Raw genomic sequence first — 21,771 nt, 5'->3', positions numbered from 1 at the left:
TGCTTGTGATGCAGGTTGGGAGAGAGTGCTGCTTTCAAGCCGAAAGAAGTATAGGTGCGAAGAAATTATTTGCCACTACGTGATGAACGATGCCCTGTACGGCAAATGTAAACAGCGGACACGGCACGGTGCCCGGGCTCACGACGTTGTTCACGCCATTTCCCTATAATCGGAATCCGCAGCCCGCCTCCGAAGGAAAACTCCCGGAGAGCGCACCGCCTTTGTGCAGTTCACAACAGGAGCACCACGATGGACTATGTGAAACTCGGCCGCACCGGCCTCGATGTATCGCGTCTTTGTCTCGGTTGCATGAGCTATGGCGTGCCTTCGCGCGGCACCCATCCCTGGTCGCTCGACGACGAAGCCGCACGGCCTTTCATCAAGCAGGCGCTCGATCACGGCATCAATTTCTTCGACACTGCAAATGTCTATTCGGACGGCACCAGTGAAGAAATCGTCGGCCGCGCGCTGAAGGACTTTGCGAAGCGCGACGAGATCGTGCTCGCCACCAAGGTGAATAGCCGCATGCACAAAGGCCCGAATGGCGCGGGCCTCTCGCGCAAGGCGATCATGGCGGAAATCGATCACAGCCTGCGGCGTCTCGGGACCGATTACGTCGACCTGTACCAGATCCATCGCTGGGACTACGACACGCCGATCGAAGAAACCATGGAAGCGCTGCACGACGTCGTGAAAGCCGGCAAGGCCCGCTATATCGGCGCGTCGTCGATGTACGCGTGGCAATTCGCCAAGGCGCTGCACGTCGCCGAGCGCAACGGCTGGACCCGTTTCGTGACGATGCAGAATTACGTGAATCTGCTGTACCGCGAGGAAGAGCGCGAAATGCTGCCGCTGTGCGAAAGCGAAGGCGTCGGCGTGATTCCGTGGAGCCCGCTCGCACGCGGACGTCTGACGCGTGATTGGAACACCGAGAGCGCGCGCTCCGAGACCGATGAGTTCGGCCGCACGCTGTACGCGCACACGGAAGACGCGGATCGGCGCATTGTCGAGCGGGTCAGCCAGATCGCGAAGGAACGCGGTGTGCCGCGCGCGCAAGTGGCACTAGCGTGGGTGTTGCAGAAGAAGCCGATTACCGCGCCGATTGTCGGCGCGACCAAGCTGCATCACCTGGACGATGCGGTTGCCGCGCTTTCGTTGAATCTCAGCGCGCAAGAGATTCAGCAGCTTGAAGAACTCTATGTTCCGCACGCGGTGACCGGCTTCAAATAAGCGGAGCCGCTTCAAGTTCAAGCACGCAAGCCGGCAGGAAACCACCATGGAATCCGCCGGCTTCTTTTCATGCAGAAGCCGCCTCGCTGCGCGCCACTTCCGGTTCGAAGAACACCCAGCGCACCTGCGGAAACGTCGCCTGCAAATCCTCCTCGATCACATTGATCGCATCGACCATCGCGCGCCCGCTCGCGTAATCGATCATTTCCGCCTGCACCGCCACCACCACGTGACGTCCCCATTGCAGCGTAATCATATTGACGATGCCGCGAATCTCGGCGCGCGCGCGCAGATGCGCTTCGATCGCGCCGCGCACTTCCGGGCTCGCCGATTCGCCGACGATCATCGACTTCACTTCGCGCGCCACCAGCCACGAGATCAGCATCAGCAGCAAACCGACGCCGATAGAGCCCAACGCATCCCAAACGGGATTACCGGTCACCATCGTGAGCAACACGGCAACGAACGCGATCGCGAGACCAGCCAGAGCGGCGATATCCTCGCCCGCGACGACCAGCAGTTCGGATTCGCGCGTCTCACGAAACCAGCGCCACATGCCCTTGTCCGGATGCTTCCTGCGGATCTCCTTGACCGCTCCCCACAACGACAACGCCTCGAGCACCACCGACACTCCGAGCACCGCCAACGCGACATACGCGAACTGCAACGGCTCGCGCGTGAACAGTCGATGCACGCCCTCGTACACGGAAAACGCACCGCCAACAAAGAACAGCAGCAACGCGACGAGCAGCGAATAGAAGTTGATTTCGCGTCCGCGGCCCATCGGATGCAACGGGCTCGCGGGTCTGCGCGCCTGGCGCAGCCCGAACAGCAGCAACAGTTGATTGCCGCAATCGGCGGTCGAGTGAATGGCTTCGGCGAACATCGAACCGGAGCCCGTGAACGACGCCGCGGCGAACTTGCAGATGGCGATGCCGAGGTTGGCGGCGAGCGCGTAGAAAATGGCTTTCGGCGATTCTTCTTTCATCGTCGGGATGGGGGCCGTGAGTTTGCAGAGTGCTTTCGGTTAGCAAGAATCCGTATTATGGACACGCCGGGCGGCATGCGTCCAACCCCGGCGTTGTTTGCACCACACTCCTGCTGATACTCGACGGTGTCCCCGCCGCCTGCGCGCCGCCGCGGCCCGCGCGGCCCCCTAGGCCCGCTCCAGCGCCGCCATTTCCCGCACGATCACCAGCAGCATCGACAGACTCGCCCCGCCCGTGGCGCGCAGATCGGTCAGCAGGCGCGTGTAGCGTTCGAGTTGAGCGGCGCGCTTGTCACGCCATGCGTGCACCAGCGCATCCGGCGTCGACGCGTCGTCCGCGCCGGCCAGCGCGCTCGTGGTCAGCGCGCGTTTGAGCCGTGCGAGTTCGGCCAGCGCGGTCGCGCGCGCCAGCATGTCCCAGTGCGAAGGCGCCGGCAAAGCGGCCGCACGCTCGCTGATCCAACCGTAGTTCAGCAGCGTGCCGAGTTCGAAGTACACCCCCGCCACCAGTTCGAGACTGCGTCCGCAGGTCGACGCCACCTCGGCGATGTCGAGCAACGCCGCCGAGATTTCGCCGCTCGCGATCCGCACCGCCAGTTCGCTGTCCACGCCCGCATCGGCCAGCACGCGCTGGCGTTCAGACAGCGCTTCGAGATCGGCGGCCGGCAACAGCACCGGCCATTGCGGCGCGAGCCGCTGCGCCGCGTCGCGGCAACGTGCGAGCAGGCCGGCTACATCATCGTTGCCGACCGCGCCGGATTGCAGATGCCGCAAAAACCACAGCGCCGAACGCTCGACGAGCCGCGCGACTTCGACGAACATGCGCGCCTGCACGTCGTCGGCGACGCGATTGTCGAGCGCGTCGATGCTGCGCCATACGTCGTCGAGATCGAACACGTCGCGCGCCATGATGCACGCGCGCACGATGTCGCCCGGCCGTGCATCGGTCTCTTCCATCAGCCGATGCACGAACTCGCAGCCGACCCGGTTCACCAATGCGTTGGTCAAATGCGTCGCGAGGATTTCGCGGCGCAACGGGTGACGCTGCATCGGCACACTGAAGCGCTGCCGCAGTGGTTTCGGGAAGTATTCGACCAGCATGTCGCTGACGAGCGGATCTTCCGGCATCGACGAGTCGAGCAGCGCGTCGTACAGCCACATCTTGCTGTACGCGAGCAACACCGCGCGCTCGGGCGTCGTGAGCCCCTGTTTCGCGGCGGCCCGTTCGGCGACTTCGTCATCGGTCGGCAGGAATTCGATCACGCGGTTCAGCCGCCCCGCGCGTTCGAGGTAGCGCATCAGCCGCGCTTCGGCATCGAGCAGTTCGACACCGTAGCGCCCCGCGATCGACAACGCCTGGGTCTGATAGTAGTTGTCCTGCAAGACGAGCAGGCCGACTTCGTCGGTCATTTCGGCGAGCAGCGCATTGCGCTGTTTCCCGGTCATCTCGCCATCGGCTACCACGAGGCCCAGCAGAATCTTGATGTTGACCTCGTGATCCGAGCAGTCGACACCCGCGGAATTATCGATTGCATCGGTATTGAGGCGGCCGCCGCGCTGCGCGAATTCGATGCGCCCGAGTTGCGTCAGACCGAGATTGCCGCCTTCGGCCACCACCTTGCAGTGCAGATCGGCGCCGTTCACGCGGATCGCGTCGTTCGCGCGGTCGCCTACCTGCAGATGCGTTTCGCGGCTCGCCTTCACGTAGGTGCCGATGCCGCCGTTATAAAGCAGATCGACCGGCGCCTGCAAAATCGCGCGCATCAGTTCGGCGGGCGCAAGCGCCGGCGCGCTGATGCCGAGCACCGACTGCACCGCCGACGACAGCGGAATTGTCTTGGCGCTGCGCGCAAACACGCCGCCGCCCGCGGAGATCAGCGACGGATCGTAGTCGGCCCAGCTCGAACGGTCGAGCATGAAGAGCCGCCCGCGTTCGGCGAGGCTCGCGGCCGGCTCGGGATTCGGGTCGAGAAAGATATGCCGGTGATCGAACGCGGCCACCAGTTTGATATGCGGCGACAACAGCATGCCGTTGCCGAACACGTCGCCCGACATGTCGCCGACACCGACTACCGTGAAGTCCATCGTCTGCGTATCCACGCCCATTTCACGGAAGTGCCGTTTGACCGACTCCCATGCGCCGCGCGCGGTGATCGCCATTTTCTTGTGGTCGTAGCCAACGGAGCCGCCCGACGCAAACGCGTCGTCGAGCCAGAAGCCGTACTCCTGCGAGATCGCGTTCGCGTAGTCGGAGAACGTGGCTGTGCCCTTGTCGGCGGCGACGACCAGATAGGGATCGTCGGGATCGTGGCGCACCACGTCGGGTGGCGGCACCACGTCCGTGCCCGCGAGGTTGTCGGTCAGATCGAGCAGGCCACGCAAAAAAGTCTGATAGCACGCGACCCCTTCGCGCATCCACGCATCGCGCTCGCTCTGCGGCGGCGGATTCTTCACGACAAAACCGCCCTTCGAGCCGACCGGCACGATCACCACGTTCTTCACCATCTGCGCCTTCATCAGACCGAGCACTTCCGTGCGGAAGTCCTCACGCCGATCCGACCAGCGCAAGCCGCCGCGCGCCACGCGGCCACCGCGCAGATGCACGCCTTCCACTCGCGGCGAATACACCCAGATCTCGAACATCGGTTTCGGCTCGGGCAAGCCGGGCACCTGCGCGGGATCGAACTTGAAGGACAGATACGGTTTGGGGCGTCCATCGGTGTCGAAGCGATAGTAGTTCGTGCGCTTGGTCGCCCTGATCACGCCAAGAAACTGGCGCAGTATGCGGTCCTCGTCGAGATTCGGCACCTGATCGAGCGCGCTGTCGATCGTGCGCAGCCAGCCGTCGACGCGCGCCTCGCGCGTGTCGCCAAACACCGGATCGAAACGCGCGATGAACAGTTCGACCAGCATCCGCGCAATGGCCGGATTGCCGGTCACCGCGCGCTCGATATACGCGTCGCTGAACGTCGAGCCGACCTGGCGCAGGTACTTCGCATACGCGCGCAGAATCGTCACCTCGCGCGCATTCAGCTGTGCGCGCAGCACGAGACGATTGAAGTCGTCGCTTTCGATCGCGCCGGTCCATACCTGCTCGAACGCCTCTTCGAACAGATCCTTCACGCGTTCGATATCGAACTCCGCGTCGTCAGCGAGTTCGAGACCGAAGTCGTGAATCCACGCGGGCGTGGCGCCCACCGCCTCGATCAGATAGGGCCGCTCTTCATCGACCCGCACGCCCAGATGTTCGAGCATCGGCAAGCTGCGCGACAAAGCGATCGGCTGCCCCGCGCGATACACCTTGAAGCGGAATGCGCGAGGGCTTGCTTCGATCGGGCGATACAGGTTCATCGCGAGCCGCTCGCTGCCCTGCACGCGTTCGATCAGTTCGATATCGCGCACCGCCGTGCGCGCCGGGTAATCATCGCGATAGCCGGCCGGAAACGAATCCGCATAGTGTTGCAGCAGACGGTTGCCCTGCTCTTCGCCGTACGCGTCGAGCAACGCATCCGCGAGATCGTCCTGCCAGCGGCGCGCGACCTGCACGAGCCGCGCCTCCAGTTCTCGCGTATCGACATCGGGCATGCCGCCCGGTTTCGCATGCACGACGAAGTGAATTCGCGCGAGTGTCGACTCCGACAGCAGCGGCGTGAATTCGACGCTCTCCCCATTGAACGCGGCGGCCAGCAGATTCGCGATGCGTTGCCGCAGGTCCGTGTTGTACTTGTCGCGCGGCACGAACACGAGACACGACACGAAGCGATCGAAGCGGTCGCGCCGCACGAACAGGCGCGTGCGCTGATGCTCCTGCAAACGCAGCACGCCGAGCGCGATCTCGTAGAGCTGGTCTTCGTCGGCCTGAAACAGTTCGTCGCGCGGATAGGTTTCGAGCACCGTCACCAGCGATTTCGCCAGATGACCTTTCGGCAGAAAACCGGCGCGTCTCACGATATTCGCGCATTTGCGCCGCACGATCGGAATCTCGGCAGCCGATACGAAATAAGCGGTGGACGTGTAAAGGCCAATGAAGCGCCGCTCGCCGGTCACCTTGCCGTCCGCGCCGGTCAGCTTGACGCCCACGTAGTCGAGATAGCCGGGCCGGTGCACGGTGGCCCGCGAATTGGCCTTGGTCAGAAAGATCGGCAACGAACTGGCGATGATCTCGGCCGCGGCCGGCGGCAATGCGGTGACTTCGGCGGCGCCGGCGGGCCGCATCGCGTCGCGCAGAATGCCGAGACCGGAGCCCGGCACCGCGCGCAGGCCGTAGCCGTTGTCGACCTGCACCAGTTCATAGTCGCGCTGGCCGAGGAAGGTGAAATGATCCGCGATCATCCATTCGAGAAACGCGCGTGCTTCGACACCTTCGGGTCCCGCCTCGCCTGCCTTCATGCCCTTGACCGTCACGCGCGCGAGTTCGACGATTTTCGGCCAGTCCTCGACCGCCGCGCGCACGTCGCGCAGCACGCCGGCGATCTCGTCGCGCAGCGCGTCGAGTTTCGCGGCATCGCCGCAACGGTCCACTTCGAAGTGAATGAACGAGGTCAGATGCGAGCGCGTATCGGTGGCTTCTTCCGCGCCCTGGCTGACTCGCGCGATGCCGCCTTCGGCGCCGCGCCAGATGCGAAACACCGGATGCACGACCGAATGCAGCGCGAGCCCCTGCCGGTTGACTGCCATCGACACGGAATCGACAAGGAACGGCATGTCGTCGTTGACGATCTCGATCACGGTGTGATCCGAGTGCCAGCCGTGCTGTTCGAGAATCGGGTTATAGACACGCAGCCGTTCGGCGCCTGGCACGAAGCGCTGCGCGGTTTGCCAGTGCGCGAGCGCGGCACCGTACAGATCGGCGATCGAACGGCTTTGCAGATCGTCCGCATCGACGAAATCGTAGTAGTGCCGCAGAAAGGGCTCGACGATGGTGAAGGTCGGCTCGGGCAGCCGCCCACGCGCAAATTCGACGACATCGTTCAGCAGGTGCGTAACGGCTTCTTCGTTCTTTGCTTGCATGATCGACTCCCCCGGCTAGCGGCTATGGCGAGTAAGGCGTGATTCACATGCATCGTCCGAAGGGGAATTATGCGCCTGCCGCCTCGAATCCGGCGACGACCGCAGTTAGGTAATACCCGCTGACCGTGACGGATGCTGCAGTTGCACAGCCGGCTGCTTAAATCACGGGTTTCGGTACGGCCTGCGTGGGCGCGGGTTCGGGCGGTTGCGCCGCGTCGAGCCATGCGCGCACCTGTTCGGCTGTCCAGGCGGGATCGTCGTGAGGCAGGTCGTGACCGGCCCACGGATGCTCGCGCAGCGGCACACGCCACGCCGCCGCGAGCTTTGCTGAGCATGCCGGATCGACCAGTTTGTCCGCCCGCGAAGACAGAATCAGCACTGGGCAATGCGGTGCGGCAGCGGCTGCAGCAAAACGCGCGGCGGCCCACAGCTGTCGGAGCGCATTGCCGCGGCTCACCGGCGCGCTGCGGCGAATCGCGCTCCACGTGTCAAGGTCCGCGTCCAGATCGTCGACCCGATTGCACGTCAGCCGATGAATGCCGCGCTCGACGCGCGGCGCGTCGCTCCAGTGTGAGGCCACACCCAGCACGCCGGGCCATGCCGACGGCCGCAGCCGCTCGTGCACGCGGCTGAACGGCCGCATGCTGGTATTGATCAGCACGAGCCGTTCGATCTCCTCAGGATGCCGCTGCGCCCAGTCCGTTGCCACCATGCCGCCGAGCGACATCGCAAGCACGCGATACGGACCGGGCACGCCGGTTTGCCAAGCAGCATGGCGGACGAAGCCGACCATCTGCGCGACCGTGGCTGGCGAGCGCAGGTGCGCGAATGCGCCGTTGCCGGGCAGATCGATCGGCAGCAGGCCACCGTCGACCGCATCGCGCAGCGCATCGGGCAAGCGGCCCCAGTGGCGCGTTTCGCGCGTCAGGCCGCGCAGCAGAATCCACGCGCTCATACGGCGTCCGATTTATACCAGTGGTCGATTGCGCTTTGCAGCAGTTGCTCGCGGCGGTTGCCTTGCGGCAGCCAGCGCTGCGACGAAAACGCCGCGCGCGCCAGAAAGTCGAGCAGGTTCGCATGACGGCGCAACACGCGCGCGGTGCGATGCGCCTTGACCGGGTTGAACATGCCCTGACGCGAAAACAGCTGGCGCGGGTTTTTCTTGATCCAGAGCCATGAACCGAGTTCGAGGGTCATCGGCAGGAAGATGTTGGGCGCGGGCGCGCGGTCGTACGCGAAGTCCCATAGATCGCCATGCAACAGGTATTGATGGCTCTGCGGTTCGAACGCATAGCCGTGATGCGGATGCGCACGCTCGAACATCGTTTTCAACACGTACATCTCCGGCAAGTGCGGCATCGACTTGCGGGTTCGCGCGTACGGAAACCAGATGCTGTCGCTCCAGCCGTAACCCGAGTGGCAATCGAGCGCGATGCTCAAAGGCCGCGCGGCCAGTTGCGTTTCGACGACATGCAGCAACGCGGCGGCTTCCGGCTCCATCGGCTCGCCGTCGCGGCCGCGATACCACGGCAGCCATGCGCCCAGCCGTTGCCCCCCAGCGAGCAGCGGCACGCGTGCGTCGGCGTTCTGTGGCGCATTGCGCATCAGGTCGACGCCGTTCGGATTTGCGCGGGTGGCGGACCACATGCCGCCGGGGTTGACGAGAGGTACGCAATAAATACGTATCTTTTCGAGCTGCTGCATGAGCAGGTCGTCCCACTCCAGTCGAGAAATGAGCGACCGCATATATTCCAGCACGAGCCGTGTGCCGATACGCTCAAGCCCGTGAATTCCGCCGAAAAACCCGACGGCTGGTGCTTGCGGGTCATTGCTTCCGACGCTAGCGACGAAGAGTTCAAACTTGCGATTGCGGACCTCCACGGTAGCGACGCTACGCGTGTCGAACCACCGCGAGCCTTCGTCGAGCAGCGCCTTCAGGTCGTCGTATTCGGCGAAGCTGTCGGGTATCAAACTCAGCGCTTTGGCTTTGGTCATAATTCACTCGAAGGGCCGTTTTGGGTCACTCTGATGCTGCCCGCCAATATAGCCGCTTCGTACGACGCCTCATCGCGAGTCAAATATAGGGCAAACCCTCAGGGAATATTTTCCGACTGAGAAACGTCTATACGGGCACGATTCCTGATCCTGCACGACCGAGGGCCCGCGTGCCCGAATCCGCCGAGGTGCATATGGACTGCTAGACGAGCCCAGATTGCACGCGCCCAGTCCGCTTGCCCGCCTGAGAGAACGTCCGCCAATTGTGCGGGCGTTCTCTTTGGGAGAGGCAAATGTGTTTCAGCAGGAACGTGAATCCCATTCTGTCACTTTGCCAGTGGAACCGGCTTGCATCGCTGGAAGCCATGACGCTCAATACGCCCCGTCAGGAACGGCGGCGCGTGCGCGCACTGTTATGGGCGCTGGAAGTGCGAAAGGTGCGCGTGTCAGTACTTGCCGCGCCGCTCTCGCGCATCTTTGGTATCCGTTTGACTGATCTGCTGCATCGTGATCTGTCAGCCTGTGCGCTTGACGGACGATCTGCGCGAGCGGTATGGCTTCGATGTCCAGGAGGTGATCGCCCGCCCGACAGACGGACAGGCCATTTGTCGACGGTCCTTCGTCCTTGTCGATTGCCTGGGACACGGGCAGGCCGGACACATCCTGTGGCGTGACTGTAACTTCATACAGCGCCGAGGACATGCCATTCATGCCGAGCTGATAGCCCTGTGGCAGTATCTGGAAGATTTTCGAACTACTGCCGATATCGATGTACGGGGTGCTGCTCGACGTGACTGCACCCTCAGCGCTGATGTACGCCTGATCGTCGTGTTCCTGTGTATAGGGGCCAAGGATGACGCTGCCAACTTCGGCAAAGTTCGCGTCACTGTCCGAGTTGACGTAGAACTGGGTGCGGCCGGTTGCGGTGGGCGTGCCCTTCGATGAGTCTAAGTTCGCACCGAACTGGAAGAATCCCGTGCCGCTATCCTTGAGGAAGACGCTATCGAAGAAGGTTGCAGCGGTGCTCGACGGGCCGGTCGAGTTTGATGGGTTACTGCAGATGGCGAGTTGGACGTGATCGGGGAGCTGTCGCTATTGCTACTACCACCGCAAGCAGCAAGCATTACTGCCGTTGCGACGGCGAGAGTCGCCGTGCAGGTCTGAATCCGGTTCGTTATCCTGATTTTGTTGGTTTGCATTGTTTCCTCTCTGTGGCCCCCCAGACGCACCGCGTGCCCAGCGTTTGAAAGTGATACGGTTCGACGTTAGAACTGCACCGTCGCCTGGAAACCGAGCGTCACGCGTGCGGTCGGAAAGCCAGCGGGTTCGTAAATGGGCGTTCCGGCGAACAGGTCGTACGAAAGCCCCCCAAATCGCGACGGCACGCCACCACGCAAACCGATCACTGCACCCGCGAGTTGCGTACCGACGAGATACGCGGCGCTCGGGCCGAACACATGGCCGTAGTCGATGCCTGCATAGAGCGACTGGCCGGTCGAGCCGATTGGCAACTGCAATTCATTGCGCCAGAAAAAACCGCACTCTGCCGCCAGCATCGTTTCGCCGTCGAAACCGCGCACCGTGTAGCGGCTGCCTATCGTCAGGTCATCGATGTAGTTGAGCGTGTTGTTGGTGAACTGGCCATGAACACTCGTCACGTAGCGCAATGGCTGGGTTGCGATCTGGAACGGCACCGACAGGTTCGCGTCGAGCACGGCCATATGGAAGCGGTACGTAGGGCCATTCTCGTAGTAGTCCGGTGTCGCGCCGAGTCCGCCGATGCCCTGGCGGTATACGAGACTGCCGTCGAACTGCGCGTGGCCAAAGTAATGGCGATCGGTCAGACCCGCTTCGATGAAGGTGTTGTTGCGGTGCTGCTGCGGGATATCCGTATCCTCGATGAAGCTTTCGCCAAAGCGCTTCGTCAGCCGGAACTGCGCGCCGAGTATGTTGTTCTGGTTGCGCATGAGAACGCGCTGAAGTTTGAAGTCCACCGTCTGGGAATTGCCGCTAGACACGAAAGTCGTGTTCGCGCCCGCGATCTGCTGATAGTACGTGTTCGTATAAGCCGAGAGCGTACCGGTCCAGTAGCCCCACGGAACCGAATACGAGCCGTTCCAGCCATGCGAGCCGAGACCCTTGTCGCCGAATTCAAGGTCCTGACTCACACCCACATTGAAGATGTCGTTCAGCCCGAGCGGGTTGTCGATGCCAAGGCTCAGGTTGCCTTGCAGCTTGCCGGTAGCGCGCGTGCCGGAGTTGTCCACCGACGCGACTACGGTCCAAGGCTTCGTGCGCTTCAAATCGAGTACCACGTCGCTTTCGCCGGGGATGTCGGTCGGGACGATCTGCATCGAAACGTCCTGACTGCTAACGCGCTTCATCTGCTCAAGTCCCTGTTCGAGGTCGCGCAGATTCAGCACGTTGCCGTCGCGGGTCGGGAATGCGGACTTCCACGAGCCGCGCGTGGCAGGGTCGGCAAAGCGAACCTTGCCGATCACACCCGGCACCAGCGCGACCTTGAGCGTCCCGGTTGACAGGTCCTGTTCGGGCAGCAGTACGCGCGTGGTGATGTAGCCACGGCTCAGGATGGTTTTCTGCAACCCCTTTGTGAGCGTATCGAGTCCCGACTTGCCGACGCACTGCCCCTTGTAGTGGTCGAGCCATTCGCGCGCGAAAGCAAAGCGGTCCAGGGGTGGCGCTGACGCGCCCTGCGCGCGTGCCGCCTCTGGCAACGTCGCAGGCACGTCGAGCGCGAACGAGTCGATGCGAAAGCATGGCGTTTCGACCGGCAGTTCAGGCCAGTCGGAGGCGCGCTCAACTGTTGAACGCACGGAAGGCGCATTCACCGCCGCGGCGCGCTGCTGTGCGTCGCGCTGTTCCTGCACCTGCTGGTTCTGTTCGGCATTGGCACGGGCCGCTGCTGCGGTGTCGGCTGGGGTCGGGGTCTGCTGCGCGTGCGCGAGTGATACCAGGGCTGTGAACGGCAATGCCGCCAGCCTCATTCTGATTATCATTATTGATCAAATCCTAATTCCGTTCACTCTTGGTAGTCCTCAAACTCCCAAGCAAAAACACGCGCGAGCTTTCCAGCTACGATATTCCAACTATCGCCCTTGCAGTCGGCTACATAACTTTGAATACACTGCTCAATAGCTGAAAAGTCGTACTCCCGAACGATCAATAAATGCCGTCCCCACCGTGGCTCCCATGTCGTCTGATGAAGCCATTCTGGGGTGCATACGCAAAGTTCAAAGTCATCAGATCCGGCCGTTTCATTAGCACCGATTCGGATACGAAGATTCAAAGAAAAACATGTCGGATTTTCGGGAGAAAACTTCGCAACATCGATTTCATCATTTGAAATGCTTTTTATGGCCGCGTGCATCACGTGTTCCTTAGTCTTTTACATTGAGGTGGCCGTTGCTAACCTTTGTGCGCGCACCGGTCACCGGATTGATATTGTAAGTCTCGAAGTTTGCCTGTGCACCTGTCGTTGCATAGGGCGAAGTTTTCTCGGTGGGAAACCGATAAACACGCGTTCCGTCAGCACTTACCAATCCAGAGCCGTCGCTCGTTCTAGTCGCACCGTCGCCGACCCAAGCTTGACCCAACGCATTTGCTTCTGCGCCCGAACCAGTCCCAAGTGAGAAGTTTGGATTTGACGTACCACTTCCGCTTACCGCCGCTGCTAGTCTTGAATCTTGCGCGGCAATATTCGCCAGATTCTGACTGGCTAACTGCCCTTTTAGTCCCGAAACTGTCGATGAGTTCGCTATACCACCAGATGTAACGGCCTTATTGCCCCCCATCGCCGCAGCACCTGCCGTCAGGGAAGTCGTCGGCAAGACACTCGCAGGCTCACCCTGCGGAGTCATCGCCGAGCCTTGGCCGACCAGCGCGCGCAACTTGGCCTCAGCGTTCTCCAGATCGTGAGCTGCCTCCTCCGCTGCCCGACAACCCGAGCGTGAACCCGCTCTGTTTCATCTCCCGCGAATCGTCATGATGTGAGGTGTTGGTGGCCGCATCGATGATGACGTTGGCCGCCTTGCCGGACACGTTTTGTGCTGCGATTACTTCGCTGCCCGTGATATGCAGGTCCTGACCGGCGCTCATTGTTAAACACGTTGGCAAGTAGCGATTGGATTGCGAATGTCCAGATAATGCCGTGAAGAACGAGGCGACGTCGATTGCCACACAGGAAAAGTCCATGCGCCGAAGTTCAGAAGGAGAATTCGCGGGTCTGCTCCTGATCGAAGCGCTCGATTGGGATTCGCTTGATCGCGCGATTACGCTCGCGAGTGAAGCGGGCGATATAGCGCCCGATAGCTTCGCTTCATATGATCTTGTTTTCGTCTGTACTGCGCAGCAGTAGATTGCGACGCTTTGGCGAGCCTTTGGGTGCCGTCACCGAATCGCTACGCTAGCCAAGGAGCAACAAGGCATCCGCGAGCGAGAGTACTGTCGTGCGCGAATCGAACGCCGTAGAAAAAAGATGCTCGTGCACGATCTGATCCGGGTCGTAGCAGCAATCCTTGACCGTGAACAGACGGAAGTCCGCATCGCTCGCGTACGCAACCGACGAGAGCACGACACCGGTCGACGCTATGCCCACCATGAGCAGCGTATCTATACCTTGCGCGGACAGCCGAACCTGCAGATCGGTGCCAAAGAACACGCTCGCACGATGCGCGATGATGACCGGTTCGGTGGCCTGCGGGGCGAGTTCCGGCGAGATCTGGTCGTCGATGAATAGACCCAGTTGCTTGATCCCCTGCCCGTTCCTGTTCAACGGACTGACTTCCGGATAGCCCGGGCTAAAGTGGATCCTGGCGAAATAGACGCTGACACCTTTGGTCCGCGCAGCATCACATAGCTTGCGCGTATTGGCTATCAACGTGGGCGCGACCGATGGAAATAACTCGAGAATGTCGGTCTGATAATGCATGACCACTAAAGCGGTTTGGGCTGGAACGATCGCTGGAATCTGCATGTTCACGCTTTGCGCCGCGGCGGCGCCTCCCATGCCTTGTTGACGATCTGACGGATCGACGGATTCAGATTTGATGCGTGGCCGACATCGAGGCTACGCGACAAAGAAAGCTATTCGACTCTACCACGGCCACCATGACGTGAAGCATCAGGGAAATGAACCGCGGCAACCTTAGCCGATGCAATCAGCGGCGAATCGCTCGAGCGTCTGTTTGTGGAGAGCTTGCATCTTTGATTGTGTCAGCTAGGGCACCCTTCCCAAATGCTGGGGAATCTCCGCTTGGTTGCCGTCCAGTTGATGGCGTTCAGACGTGAATTGAACGAATTCGGCCTTGAACCGCGAGGGATCATCAAGCGTTCCGGCATAGATGGTCACGATTTCCGGTGCGTGATGCGGCGTGCCAAATAGCAGGCTGCCACAATGTGCGCAGGAATTGCGCGTTGTTGGCATCCCGCTGCCGCCGATCATCGTATAAGCCTTGATTTCTCCTTTGAATGAAAAGTCCGCGGCTTTCACTACGACAACAGGCAAGCCGGCCGAGCCTGAAGCGCGCTGACAATCCCGGCAATGACAGATGAGCTGCGCGAGTGAGGCGCCCCGCGCTTCGTACTGCACGGCGCCGCAAAGGCAACATCCCGTCCAGGGACTTGACATGGATCTTCTCCAGTTGACGTGATCGTGCGATTCGTTTGTCGGGATGTTGGGACGCTATTCCTTTACATCGCGTGCGCACGCCACGGATCAATGTCCGCCAACCTTTCGGTGCTGGCCTTGGCAGCGGAGATCTCAGCCCGATGCCGTATCGCCGTGCTGACTAACAATCCGCAACTCGTATCGACACACATTTCTTTCTTGTGCCCCGAAATCGCCGAACTCTTCGGGGCCAACGTGTTTGCATCGGCGTCGTTCAGGGCAGCGAAGCCATCTGTGCACGTGTTTCACGGATGCCTTGAGGTGCTTGGGGTAACGCCAGCCGAAGCTCTTTTCATCGACGACCTGGCAGTCAACGTGACCGGTGCACGTCGACCCGGGCTTTACGGGCATACATTCACTTGCGCTCAAACACTTGCCGATGAACTTTGCGGATACAGTCTGTTAGACCGCTGACATACGGTGGTGCACGTCACACTCCAGAAGATGAACGTGGTGATTGATGCCAAGCGTGAGCCCAGCTCAGCCGCCCTTCAACGCTCAACCACCTTAAACACCCGATTCCTGTCCAAGGTAGCCGGATCAATCGCACTCCCGCGATCTTCCGCCGGTAGCGCGGAGTCCATATCCTCCAACGCGCGCCCGGTATAACGACCTCGCGGCCGTATTACCTTGCCCACCCGCAACTGCTCGATAGAATGCGCAAGCAGCCCCACACTGCGTGCCGTTGCAAACAGCGCGAACGACGCATCGCGCGGCAACGTCAACTGCGCCGCCAACGTAGCCAGCGCAACGTCGATATTCGGCTTGAGCCCGGTCAACGCCACCACCTTGTCGATGAACGACGTGATCTCCCGCGGCGGACCCAGTACTTCGAGCAATGCGCTCGCCCGCGGATCGCCGTCCGGATACAGGTGATGCCCGAACCCCGGAATTGGAATAGCCGACTGCAAATGATGGGCAACGACCTGATCCGCACCGAGTCTTCCGACGTCGTCGAACACGGCACGCACGCGCCCTGACGCATCGCCATGCAGCGGCCCGGAGACCGTCGCGAGTCCCGTGAGCAGGCACCCTGGCAACGATGCACCGGTGGAAGCGGTAATCCGGGCGGCGAACGCCGAACTCGTCATCTCATGGTCGGCCACGAGAACCATGGCCCTGCGGATGAGTTCGGCACCGTCGCGGTCCTGGCCCCAACCGAGCGCGAGCCGTTCATGTGTCAGTCGCGCAGTCGTGTCACATTGCGCGCCGAACGCTTGCGCAATGAGCGCCACGAGCCGGCCGGCCTCGACATGCAGTGCGCTGTCGGTGCGTCCGAGGGTCGAGTGCCCGCAGGCCGCGAGCGCGGCCAGCGATGTGAACGCGCATTGCCTGCCGCGTTCGTCACCCTGCAGCGGCAAATCCCCGCTGTCGAAGGAAACGGACGCACGTGCATTCCAGAGAATGGCGGCCACGTCCTCGAGCGTCGCCGTTTCCGCAAGCCGGATGGTGTCCCGTCCCCGGTAATACGGCCGCCCTTTCGAAAAGGCGGTGATGCTGCTGTAAATGCAGGGCTCCGCGCCGAATATCGTCCCGGCGGCGAGCGCCTCGCGCTTGCGCCCCACCTGCTTCTTGCGGCACAAGCCGGCGACGTCCTCGGCACGATAGAGACTCTTGCGCGGGTCGTGCGGATCCGGCATGACGGCGATCGTGCCTCGACTGACGTAGGCATAGATGGTCTGCGGGCGCACTCCGAGTTGTCGAGCCGCTTCAGTCAGAGTGATCCAGTTTTGCATGGGGTGGCAAGCGCGGTGATGCGGTGGAACGGAAAGCGTGGCAGTCACGATGCGGATCGCGCCTCGCAAGCGGGCGCGATCCGACTCAGCGTCAATACTGACGTCTTTTCAGGTAAAAGTCATCTCCGCGGGCCGCCGCTCCAGTATTTCGACGAGGATGTCGCCCGGCGATCGCACGAAGCATGCTCTTACACCGGGCCGAACCTGTTTGACGGGCTCGACGATTTCCGCGTCGCAATCCAGCAGATGCGCGAACGCGGCATCGAGATCATCCACGGTCACCCCGAAATGATCGATGCCCTGCTTGCGCTCGCCGTGAGCCGGCCGCGCGATCGGCGCGTCCGTCACCGGTGTGATGAACAGGTTGATGCCGCCGATTCGCAAATCCACTCGCCCCGGGCGCCGCATGATCTCGGCGTTCAGACAGCGCGCAAACCATGCGGCGGTCGCCTCGGCGTCCGCCGAACACAATTGCAGATGGTCCCACTTGAATTCAATCATTCGATTTCACCGGAAAGTCAAAAGCATCACAGTTCGATGCGGGAAAGCTTCCCCAGCAGCACGGAGTACGAGAGCGTGCCGAGCAGGCATATCGCGCCCATCAGGTTGAGGGCCCAATAGAAGTGGCCGGTGTGCTGGGTGATGTAGCCGATCATGAGCGGCGTGGTGACGCCCGCGATATTGGCTGCGAGGCTGGTGATACTGCTGGTCAGTCCCACGTACTGTCGAGGTGCGATTTCAGAGACCGCGGCCCACGACATGGACCCGACGCCCTGCGCGAAGAACGCAACGGTCAGGATGGCGATCACCACCTCGTTCGACTCCACGAAATTCACGAGCACGATCGACGCGCCGAGCAACGTGCCGATGATGAGCGGCGCTTTGCGCGCGGTGGAAATCGACACCCCGCGCCGGATGAAAAAGTCCGACAGGGAGCCCGCAGCGAGAATGCCGATCGTCGCGCCGATAAAAGGCAGTGCCTGGAAAATCCCGACCTTGATCATCGACATGTGACGCGCTTCGATCAGATACGTCATGAACCACGTGGTGAAGAAGACCAGCAGGGTGTTATTGCAGAACTTCCCGAGGCAGATGGCGAGAATCTGCCGATAGCTGAGCAGCTTGAGCGCCATGCGCCAGTTGAACTTCTCGCGCGGCTTGCGCGCCGCCGTGGAGCCTTCATTGATGTATTGCATCTCGGCGGCATTCACGCCCGCGTGGCGATGCGGATCGCGATAGATCCAATACCAGATCAGACTGAACAGAATGCCGAAGCCGCCCGTGACGAAAAACACCGTACGCCAACCGTACGCGGCGGATATCCACAACAACAGGCCGGTAAACAAGGGCGTTCCGATGTATTGCCCCATCACGTAAACGCTGGTGGCGAAGCCGCGTTCCCGGGCGGGAAACCACAACGTCACGGCGCGTGCGTTCGAAGGAAACGCGGGTGCTTCCATTGCGCCGGTGGCGAGCCGCGAGCCGAGCAGCATGTGATAACCGGTCGCGAGGCCTTGCGTCAGCGTGGCGAACGACCAGCCGACGAGAGACAACGCATAGGCGAGGCGCGAACCGAGAATGTCGGTCAGCACGCCGCCGGGCACGAGCGCGATCGAATAGGCGACGCCGAATGCCGCGAACAGCTCGCCCATCTGCATCTTGTTGAGCGAGAGGCTCTTCGACAGGCTGGGCGCAACGATGCCCAGCGCCGAGCGGTCCACATAATTGAGGATGGTTGCGACGAGCAACATCGAGAGCACGACGTAGCGGACCCTCGTGCGTTTCGTGGAATCCGCGTACGCCGGGTTTCGCGCCGACAATGTTTGTTCCTCTACGACTTTCATCGGTGTCTCCATAATACGAGCCTGCTGTTTTTTTATACTTGGCGCAAGGTCAACTTATCCGCGGCCGACGAACGGCATCGCGCTCGCCATGATGGTCATGTTGAGCATATTCGCTTCGAGCGGAAGACTGGCCATATGAACGACCGCATTCGCAACGTGCGTCACATCCATTCTCGCTTCAGGCGCCATGCGGCCGTCCGCCTGCTGTACGCCGCGATTCATGCGTTCCGTGAGTGAGGTGGCCGCGTTGCCGATGTCGATCTGGCCGCAGGCGATGTTGAATGCACGTCCGTCCAGCGCGATCGATTTAGTGATGCCGGTGACCGCATGTTTTGTGGCTGAATAGGCGATCGTATGCGGCCTGGGCGAATGAGCGGAGATCGATCCATTGTTGATGATGCGTCCGCCTTGAGGCGATTGCGCTTTCATCAAGCGATAGGCGGCCTGAGCGCACAAGAAGACGCCGGTCAGATTGGTGGCCACGACATCGTTCCAGAAATCGACTTCGTAGTCTTCGAGCGGCACGGCCCCCGCGTTACGGCCCGCGTTGTTGAAAAGCACGTCGAGCCGGCCGAATGCCTGGGCGATTCGCGAAAACGCGTGCTCGACCGATGCCGCATCGGCAACGTCGGCCTGAAATACTTGTGCTTCTCCACCGGCCATACCGATTGTTTCCTTCGTTTCCAGCAGCGGCTCGGCTCTGCGCCCAATCAGCGCGACAGCGAATCCGGCATGCGCGAGCGCCACGGCGGCAGCGCGGCCGATACCGGAGCCGGCGCCCGTCACAGCGGCGAACTTCTTCGATGCAGGCATTTCACTTCCTCCCGACAATTCAATTGAACATGGAAAGAGAGTTGCATCCACGTCAGGGGCGAGCAATCTTGATTCATTGAATCAACATCTGAGCGCCCTACCGATGGGGACCGCATTAGGGTTTTCCTGATGCGCACGTTGCCGGCAGCGAGCCGCAGGGTACGTCGCGGCGAACAGGAGACGAATCACGTTCGATAAGTTGATTCATCGAATCAACATTGACGGCCTCGTCCGCGGTTTCGTAGTCTCTCGACGTCTGTTCATCCAAGGAAAAACCATGCCGGAAAATCACCGCACCAGGCTGTTGATTGCGCGTAAGGTCCCCACAGCCGTGGCGAATCGCGCCGAGACCGAATTCCATGCCTTCGTGACCGAGTCCGATATGGACTCGTGGTCTGTCGTCGACTTTTGCAAGAAGCACGAGGTGCCGGCCGTACTGATCGGTAAAAAGTCCGGTTTGCAGGCGGAACACATTGCCGCACTGCCCTCGACGGTCAAGATCATCGCGAACGCGAGCGCAGGCTTCGATCACATGGATGTGCCCGCCGCCCGCGAAAGAGGCATCGTCGTCACCAACGCCCCCGACGCGTTGACCGAATGCACCGCCGATTTCTCCATGCTGCTCGTGCTGGCGGCCTGCCGCCGCGCGTCGGAATACGAGCGAATCATGCGTAACGGCTGGGGCAAATCGTTCGGCATGACCGAGATGCTCGGTACGCGGGTGAATGGCAAGACGCTCGGCATCGTCGGATTCGGGCGCATCGGCCGGGCGGTTGCGAAGCGTGCGCAGGGTTTCGGCATGCGCGTGATCTACACGGACATCAGCCGCGCGCCGGCGTCGCTGGAAAATGGCGCGGCGTTTTACGCGAGCCTCGACGACATGCTGCCGCACTGCCAGGTGCTGACGCTGCACGTGCCGGGCGGCGGTGTCCCGCTGATGACGAACAAAGAGTTCCAACGCCTGCCCAAGGGCGCGGTATTCGTCAACGCGGCGCGTGGCGGGCTGGTGGACGAAAATGCGCTCCATGAAGCGCTGACGTCGGGGCATCTGTTCGGCGCGGGTCTGGACGTCTACCGGAACGAGCCCAATGTCGACAAGCGCTTCGCAGAACTCGACAACGTATTCCTGACGCCCCATATGGCCAGCGCCACGATGGAGACCCGCGACCAGATGGGTTTTACGGCGCTGGACAATGTCGCGGCGGTGCTGGATGGGCGGGCCGCCTTGAACCCGGTCTGAGACCAGGCATCTCTACGGATCAGAGCCCACAATGCGCGAGTGGCGAGAACATTCTTCGACCACTCGCCAACCGCAAGCCACAGTCGTTAGCGACGGCGGCGCAGGCGCTCCGGTGAAGCGGCGCGGGCAAGGCGCGGCGCGAGCTTCGCCAACCTCCGCTCAGCTCGCCGCCACCGCCGCCGCCGCACGGCAGCACCAACTGCCCCGCAACCCCGCAGCCTCACCTTATCTCACGCCATAAATCGCCGCGTTTCTCCACATAAAGCCCCTTCGCTTTAGTCGTCCACTCCTTCATTCCGGCGTTCTGCTGGAATAATCACGGGCTTGCGGCCGGGCTCCCGGTCTTTCCTCCTCCTTCCCTGGTAGTCGATGGAACCCTTTGTCGTCCTGCTGGTGCTGTTCTCCGCGCTGCTTCACGCCACCTGGAACGCGTTTCTGCATCTCTCCGAAGACCGCATCTGGGTGCTCGGCATGATGGCGATACCGTATGTGGTCATCAGCGCGATCGGCGTGATCGTGCTGCCGATGCCCGCGCCGGCGGCATGGCCGTTTATCTTCGCGTCGGCCTTGCTGGAGTGCGGCTATCTGCTCGCGCTGATCCGGGCGTACCGAAGCGGCGACTTCGGCCAGATCTATCCGATTGCGCGCGGCCTGTCGCCGATGCTCGTGTTCGTCGGCGCGCTGGTGTTCGCCAACGAGGCGCTCAAGCCGCTGGCGGCGATCGGGGTGGCGCTGGTGTCGCTCGGCATCGTCTCGCTGGCGTTTCGCCGCGGCATGCGCTTTTCCGGCGAGAGCGTGCCGTTCGCGCTGCTGACCGGACTCTTCATCTCCACGTATTCGGTGGTCGACGGCATCGGCGCGCGCGTAGCGGGCAACGGCCTGAGCTACATCATGTGGGTCTATCTGATCTGGAACATCCCGCAGTTTCTGCTCGCCTGGCATTGGCGCGGCGGCGCCAAGGGGCTCTTCATCGGCCGGACGGTCGTGCTCAAGGGCATCACGGCGGGCGTGCTCGCGCTGGCGGCGTATTGCCTGATCATCGAGGCTTACCGCTATCTGCCGATCGCGATGGTCTCGGCGCTGCGCGAGTTGAGTTCGATCTTCGCGGTGCTGATCGGCTGGCTGTTCATGCGCGAGAAGCTGACCGCGCGGCGCATCGTGGCGTGCGCACTGGTGACGCTCGGCGCTGTGTTGATACGGATATGACGGATGTCGGCGATGCGTGGCGC

Annotated in this window: 20 protein-coding genes; 6 read left to right on the top strand and 14 right to left on the bottom strand. The window is 61.8% G+C overall.

The annotated features are described in order from the left end of the window. Nucleotides 1-249: 249 nt before the first annotated feature. A complete protein-coding gene (locus PQQ53_RS05630; protein WP_408152014.1) occupies nucleotides 250-1,230 on the top strand; it encodes an aldo/keto reductase in 981 nt (326 codons plus the stop codon). A gap of 67 nt (nucleotides 1,231-1,297) precedes the next feature. Here the strand turns inward: PQQ53_RS05630 and PQQ53_RS05625 are convergent, their stop codons facing one another. From PQQ53_RS05625 to PQQ53_RS05610, 4 genes are all read right to left on the bottom strand, one after another. Further along, complete coding sequence (locus tag PQQ53_RS05625; RefSeq protein WP_408152013.1) at nucleotides 1,298-2,218, bottom strand: cation diffusion facilitator family transporter; 921 nt, start codon at nucleotides 2,216-2,218, stop codon at nucleotides 1,298-1,300. Nucleotides 2,219-2,386: 168 nt separating this feature from the next. Next, nucleotides 2,387-7,228 (bottom strand): NAD-glutamate dehydrogenase, encoded by a 4,842-nt coding sequence (locus PQQ53_RS05620; protein WP_408323408.1) that lies wholly within the window; start codon nucleotides 7,226-7,228, stop codon nucleotides 2,387-2,389. A gap of 157 nt (nucleotides 7,229-7,385) precedes the next feature. Next, nucleotides 7,386-8,183, bottom strand: coding sequence for an alpha/beta fold hydrolase (locus PQQ53_RS05615; RefSeq protein WP_408323407.1), 798 nt, complete (start codon nucleotides 8,181-8,183; stop codon nucleotides 7,386-7,388). Beyond that, nucleotides 8,180-9,223, bottom strand: coding sequence for a M14 family zinc carboxypeptidase (locus tag PQQ53_RS05610; RefSeq protein ID WP_408138994.1), 1,044 nt, complete (start codon nucleotides 9,221-9,223; stop codon nucleotides 8,180-8,182). Before PQQ53_RS05610 ends, PQQ53_RS05615 begins: the two co-directional genes overlap by 4 nt. Nucleotides 9,224-9,751: 528 nt before the next feature. On the opposite strand from PQQ53_RS05610, the gene PQQ53_RS05605 reads away from it, so the two are divergent. After that, the gene (locus PQQ53_RS05605) at nucleotides 9,752-10,168 is read left to right on the top strand and encodes a hypothetical protein (protein WP_408323406.1); all 417 of its coding nucleotides are present in this window, start codon (nucleotides 9,752-9,754) and stop codon (nucleotides 10,166-10,168) included. 320 nt (nucleotides 10,169-10,488) lie between these two features. On the opposite strand, the gene PQQ53_RS05600 is transcribed toward PQQ53_RS05605, so the two are convergent. The 4 genes from PQQ53_RS05600 to PQQ53_RS05585 form a co-directional block, all read right to left on the bottom strand. Beyond that, nucleotides 10,489-12,240, bottom strand: coding sequence for a ShlB/FhaC/HecB family hemolysin secretion/activation protein (locus PQQ53_RS05600; protein ID WP_408323405.1), 1,752 nt, complete (start codon nucleotides 12,238-12,240; stop codon nucleotides 10,489-10,491). Nucleotides 12,241-12,263: 23 nt separating this feature from the next. Next, complete coding sequence (locus tag PQQ53_RS05595; RefSeq protein ID WP_408323404.1) at nucleotides 12,264-12,611, bottom strand: immunity 8 family protein; 348 nt, start codon at nucleotides 12,609-12,611, stop codon at nucleotides 12,264-12,266. A 10-nt stretch (nucleotides 12,612-12,621) separates the two neighbouring features. Then, nucleotides 12,622-13,071: a hypothetical protein gene (locus PQQ53_RS05590; protein ID WP_408323403.1), complete on the bottom strand. Its 450-nt coding sequence runs from the start codon at nucleotides 13,069-13,071 to the stop codon at nucleotides 12,622-12,624. A 67-nt stretch (nucleotides 13,072-13,138) separates the two neighbouring features. Continuing rightward, nucleotides 13,139-13,420, bottom strand: a complete 282-nt coding sequence (locus tag PQQ53_RS05585; protein ID WP_408323402.1) for a hemagglutinin repeat-containing protein — start codon at nucleotides 13,418-13,420, stop codon at nucleotides 13,139-13,141. A gap of 13 nt (nucleotides 13,421-13,433) precedes the next feature. Here PQQ53_RS05585 and PQQ53_RS05580 point away from each other — a divergent pair, with 13 nt between their 5' ends. After that, nucleotides 13,434-13,598 (top strand): hypothetical protein, encoded by a 165-nt coding sequence (locus PQQ53_RS05580; protein ID WP_408323401.1) that lies wholly within the window; start codon nucleotides 13,434-13,436, stop codon nucleotides 13,596-13,598. Nucleotides 13,599-13,646: 48 nt separating this feature from the next. On the opposite strand, the gene PQQ53_RS05575 is transcribed toward PQQ53_RS05580, so the two are convergent. Then, on the bottom strand, nucleotides 13,647-14,249 hold the full coding sequence (locus PQQ53_RS05575) for a cysteine hydrolase family protein (RefSeq protein WP_408152006.1): 603 nt from the start codon (nucleotides 14,247-14,249) through the stop codon (nucleotides 13,647-13,649). Between the two features lie 210 nt (nucleotides 14,250-14,459). Beyond that, nucleotides 14,460-14,870 (bottom strand): GFA family protein, encoded by a 411-nt coding sequence (locus PQQ53_RS05570; RefSeq protein WP_408323400.1) that lies wholly within the window; start codon nucleotides 14,868-14,870, stop codon nucleotides 14,460-14,462. A gap of 90 nt (nucleotides 14,871-14,960) precedes the next feature. Here PQQ53_RS05570 and PQQ53_RS05565 point away from each other — a divergent pair, with 90 nt between their 5' ends. After that, nucleotides 14,961-15,323 (top strand): HAD-IA family hydrolase, encoded by a 363-nt coding sequence (locus PQQ53_RS05565; RefSeq protein WP_408323399.1) that lies wholly within the window; start codon nucleotides 14,961-14,963, stop codon nucleotides 15,321-15,323. A 77-nt stretch (nucleotides 15,324-15,400) separates the two neighbouring features. Here the strand turns inward: PQQ53_RS05565 and PQQ53_RS05560 are convergent, their stop codons facing one another. From PQQ53_RS05560 to PQQ53_RS05545, 4 genes are all read right to left on the bottom strand, one after another. Beyond that, nucleotides 15,401-16,645: a citrate/2-methylcitrate synthase gene (locus tag PQQ53_RS05560; protein ID WP_408139547.1), complete on the bottom strand. Its 1,245-nt coding sequence runs from the start codon at nucleotides 16,643-16,645 to the stop codon at nucleotides 15,401-15,403. 108 nt (nucleotides 16,646-16,753) lie between these two features. Further along, complete coding sequence (locus PQQ53_RS05555) at nucleotides 16,754-17,146, bottom strand: VOC family protein (RefSeq protein WP_408323398.1); 393 nt, start codon at nucleotides 17,144-17,146, stop codon at nucleotides 16,754-16,756. Nucleotides 17,147-17,172: 26 nt separating this feature from the next. Further along, nucleotides 17,173-18,489, bottom strand: coding sequence for an MFS transporter (locus PQQ53_RS05550; protein WP_408323397.1), 1,317 nt, complete (start codon nucleotides 18,487-18,489; stop codon nucleotides 17,173-17,175). A gap of 54 nt (nucleotides 18,490-18,543) precedes the next feature. Next, on the bottom strand, nucleotides 18,544-19,302 hold the full coding sequence (locus PQQ53_RS05545; RefSeq protein ID WP_408323396.1) for an SDR family oxidoreductase: 759 nt from the start codon (nucleotides 19,300-19,302) through the stop codon (nucleotides 18,544-18,546). A 277-nt stretch (nucleotides 19,303-19,579) separates the two neighbouring features. On the opposite strand from PQQ53_RS05545, the gene PQQ53_RS05540 reads away from it, so the two are divergent. Continuing rightward, the gene (locus tag PQQ53_RS05540) at nucleotides 19,580-20,542 is read left to right on the top strand and encodes a 2-hydroxyacid dehydrogenase (RefSeq protein ID WP_408323533.1); all 963 of its coding nucleotides are present in this window, start codon (nucleotides 19,580-19,582) and stop codon (nucleotides 20,540-20,542) included. A 369-nt stretch (nucleotides 20,543-20,911) separates the two neighbouring features. Further along, a complete protein-coding gene (locus tag PQQ53_RS05535; RefSeq protein WP_408139015.1) occupies nucleotides 20,912-21,748 on the top strand; it encodes an EamA family transporter in 837 nt (278 codons plus the stop codon). Nucleotides 21,749-21,771: the final 23 nt, after the last annotated feature.

The sequence above is a fragment of the Paraburkholderia strydomiana genome (assembly GCF_046030495.1).
Classification (GTDB): Bacteria; Pseudomonadota; Gammaproteobacteria; order Burkholderiales; family Burkholderiaceae; genus Paraburkholderia; species Paraburkholderia strydomiana_A.
Note: the sequence above shows the minus strand (reverse complement) of the source record. Positions and strands in the feature narration are given on the sequence as shown.